5 protein-coding genes are annotated in these 3,907 nt (G+C 39.9%); all 5 read left to right on the forward strand.

Features of this window, described 5'->3' with window-relative positions; all coding sequences use genetic code 11:
- Positions 1-322, forward strand: a 322-nt coding sequence (locus NTU69_11450; GenBank protein ID MCX5804123.1) for a ZIP family metal transporter, incomplete at its 5' end; no start/stop codon positions are given.
- 178 nt (positions 323-500) lie between these two features.
- Positions 501-809, forward strand: coding sequence for a molybdenum-binding protein (locus tag NTU69_11455; GenBank protein MCX5804124.1), 309 nt, complete (start codon positions 501-503; stop codon positions 807-809).
- A 78-nt stretch (positions 810-887) separates the two neighbouring features.
- Positions 888-1,832, forward strand: a complete 945-nt coding sequence (locus NTU69_11460) for a peptidase MA family metallohydrolase (GenBank protein MCX5804125.1) — start codon at positions 888-890, stop codon at positions 1,830-1,832.
- A 54-nt stretch (positions 1,833-1,886) separates the two neighbouring features.
- A complete protein-coding gene (locus tag NTU69_11465; protein MCX5804126.1) occupies positions 1,887-2,642 on the forward strand; it encodes a histone deacetylase family protein in 756 nt (251 codons plus the stop codon).
- Positions 2,633-3,907, forward strand: a 1,275-nt coding sequence (locus NTU69_11470) for a ComEC/Rec2 family competence protein (protein ID MCX5804127.1), incomplete at its 3' end; no start/stop codon positions are given. The genes NTU69_11465 and NTU69_11470, both read left to right, overlap by 10 nt.

The raw sequence follows: 3,907 nt of genomic DNA on the forward strand, positions 1-3,907 counted from the left end.
CCATGAAATTCCACAGGAAATGGGTGATTTTGCAATTCTCCTTGAAAGCGGCTATACAAGGCAAAAGGCATTTTTTTACAACCTTCTCTCGCAGGCTGCCTCGTTGCTTGGTGCAGTGATCGCCTATTTTTCCCTCAAGACAGCGCAGGCTGCTATACCATACGTTCTTGCCATTTCAGCAGCAAGTTTTATCTATATTGCGCTTGCAGATCTCATCCCCGGCCTACATCGAAACCCAGCGCTGAAAGTCGGCATGGCACAGTTTGGTCTTATCCTTTTGGGCATAGGTACTATCGCGTTTTTCGCACTATACCATGGTTAAAAGAGTTAGGTAATGGGTATAAAACACCATTGCAATTTTGCAAGATAAGGCATTATATATGTTAATTACCCCTCTGGTTTGTCTCATATGTGGTGGAAGAGTACAATATCTTGACACATCTGTGATTATTAATTACAATGGCTCATGTCGATGTGAAATAACGTTGCGGAGTTATTGAATGAAGGTTGCCTATAAGGTCTGGCTTGATAATAATGGCAAGGCATTTGGGGAGGGTCCTTACCAGCTTCTAAAAAGGATCAAAAAAACAGGTTCCCTCCACAAGGCAGCTATGGAGATGAAAATGTCCTACCGTAAGGCGATTGAGGAAAAACTCGGGTTTTCACTCCTTGAAAGGAAGGTAGGAGGGACTTCCGGCGGAGGTTCTATAATCACCCCATCAGGCCTCGAATTGATGAACCATTACGAACAATTCCGCAAAGAAGTAAAAAAGGCGCTGGAAATCATCTATCATAAATATTTTGAATAACTAACCCCTTTACTAAAAACTCAATCTCTTGCCTATTTTTATCCTTGCTGGTATCCTTTCATTAAGAGCCTCATCTCAATGAAAAGAAAAACACAATTTTTAGCACAGGGAATAACAATAGTTTTTTTATATATCCTTATATGTATTGTTGTTTTCTCTATTAGCCTTCCTCACCCGCTTTACGCAAAAAATGCCGGGGAAGAGATTGATACCATAAAGAGTAGTGCAATTACTGTTCAATTCGAAAAACCCCTTTTAAATGCGGCAAAAGATTTAGTAGCCATATATCCAACTGCCAAGATGGAACTGGAAAAAACCCTTGAATGGAAAATTGAATTCCAGCCTGTAGTGTTACTGATAAAAAGCAGCAGTACCTTCCAGAGGATGGCAGGTAGTGACATTATTGTAGCCTTCGCCATTCCTGAAAGATACCTCATAGTAATCGATTATTCAAAAATGGGCGTACAACATTTTAAACTCGATACCACTCTAAAACATGAATTATGTCACGTTCTCCTCCACCATTATATTAAAAACGACTTACCAAAATGGCTCAATGAAGGGGTTTCACAGTGGGCAAGTAGTGGCATGGCAGAGATTATCTCAGATACAAAATATTCAGCCCTCGATGAAGCCGTGCTATCTGAGAGATTTCTAAGATTTGAGGACTTGTCTGTAAACTTTCCTCAGGATAAGAATTCTCTTTTACTCGCCTACGAAGAAAGTAAAAGCATGGTGGAGTATATCGATATGAGGTTTGGCACCACAGGGTTATTGCAAATATTAAATAATATTAGAAATGGTTATGAAGCGCACAGAGCGATCCAGATGACTCTTCTTATGACCTTTGAGGAACTCGAAACAGACTGGCATAATTACCTCAGAAACAGCATTACCTGGTTTGTCTACCTTAGCAACAATCTATACAAAATACTCTTTTTTATTGCCGCACTGATAACGATATATGCCTTTATAAGAATCACAATAAAGAAACTAACACATAAGAAAAATACTGATGAGTGAACAGTAAAATCGCCTTTTGTTGACTTAAATTATACTTTATGGTTAAAAGGTGTTATGGAAAGGATACAGACGCTATATAGCGAGGAATTTCTCACAGACTACAGGACTGTTGATTGCGAAAACCCTGACAGGGTTACAGAAATCTATTTCAGGATCAAAGACATTACAGATTTTATAGACCCAGAACCTTGCACCATCTCTGACCTCAGACTGTGTCACAGTGAGTCTTTAATAAAATCTGTTGAACGAGGTGGTGAAGTCTTTGAAGTTGCAAAAAAGGCAGCAGGCGGGGCAATAAAAGCAGCTGAGATATCTTTACAAAACCCTGCCTTTGCGCTCATCAGGCCACCCGGTCATCATGCAGGATACAACTTTAATGGGGGTTTCTGCTTTTTCAACAATATGGCTATAGCTATAAAAAGGCTCTTATCCCGGGGTCTTATTCACAGTGCCCTTATCGTTGATATAGACCTCCACTACGGGAACGGAACATTCGATATCGTTAAAGAAGACGAGCATATAGCTTTCAGAAACATTGATGCATACTCGAAAGTGGATTTCTTTAAACAACTTGAGGATGCACTAAAAGATGCCTCAAAATTTGATATACTGGGATGTTCTGCTGGATTCGACATGTACATCAGGGATTGGGGCGGATTGCTCCTTACAGAAGACTATAAAAGGATTGGCAATTTACTTGTCTCTTCCAACCCACATTTTTTCTCTGTTCTTGAAGGTGGTTACTACATACCTGACCTTGGCATGAATGTTCATGCATATCTAAAAGGCATTCAGGAAGCTTGTTCGTAATTGCCATCCTCTCCTTCATCTCCGGTATCTATATTCAAGCCATACACCCCTTCCCTCTTAAATCTCTAATCATCCTTATCCTTGTTTTGGCGCCATTCATCCCACTCATCATCCGTAAAAGGCATAATCTCGCCATTCTCCTCACCTTTATCTGTTTCATGTTGATAGGTATGGTAAGGGTGGGGATTGTGATAATGGAACAACCAGCCATAATCATTGACGAAGATAAAGCAATCTATGAAGGTCTAATAATAGAAACATCCGTTAACACAAAGATCATAAGGCTCTCTAAACCTGAAAACATGGATGGCGTCAAGGCAATCTTCAGAACAGCTGACAACCTCAACATAAACGATAAAATCAGGATATTCGGACAGGCAAAGGAGTTGAACCTCACATTCAAGAATCCATATTTAACCACATGGAAATGGCTGAAAAGATTAGAAGGCATATCCTATGAGGTGAGGGGGACATTGATTTCAGTTGCCCCCGGAAAAAACCTGGTACATGCGTGGAGAAATCGGCTTAAAGAAAGGATAGAGATATCAGGCGCTAAGTATGCAAGCGTAATTAAGGCGCTGACCATCGGTGATACTACAGGTCTCGATGAAGACACAAAAACACTTTTTTTAAGGACAGGTACCTCCCATATACTCGCAATATCTGGCTCTAACATAGGTATTGTCACAGCCTTCTTCTTTTTCATTGCAAGGTTTCTCATAAGAAGGGTCTCGGTTCTGAGACATAGAGGGGATGATATAAAATATGCCGCTCTAATAACGATTCCCTTTGCATTTATGTTCATGTTGATTGCCGGTTCAGGCATACCTATCATCAGGGCTACTATTATGATAACTGTCTATATGTTCTCCCTCTTCTTTGAACGGGGCAGAAATATCATAAACACAATTGCCTTGAGCGCCCTTATAATACTCCTTGTTTATCCCCATTCTCTCTTTACACCCTCCTTTCAACTGACCTTTATGAGTGTCCTGTTTATCGTGATATTTACAGAAAAGTTCTTTTCATTGATAAGGATTGTAAATAAAATGGCGAAGTGGTTTCTTTTTTCCATTCTTACAACAATATCGGCAACCCTTGGGACCCTTCCAATCGTTATATATCACTTTTATGGTATAAACCCATTTTCTGTTATTCATAACATTATTGCCATCCCGCTTATGTGTATCCTTGCAATGCCAATGAGCCTTATTGGAATGGTATTGCCCTATGGTGAATATATATTGAGATTGGCCGGGGAAATT

The organism is Pseudomonadota bacterium, from assembly GCA_026388215.1.
Classification (GTDB): Bacteria; Desulfobacterota; Syntrophorhabdia; order Syntrophorhabdales; family Syntrophorhabdaceae; genus JAPLKF01.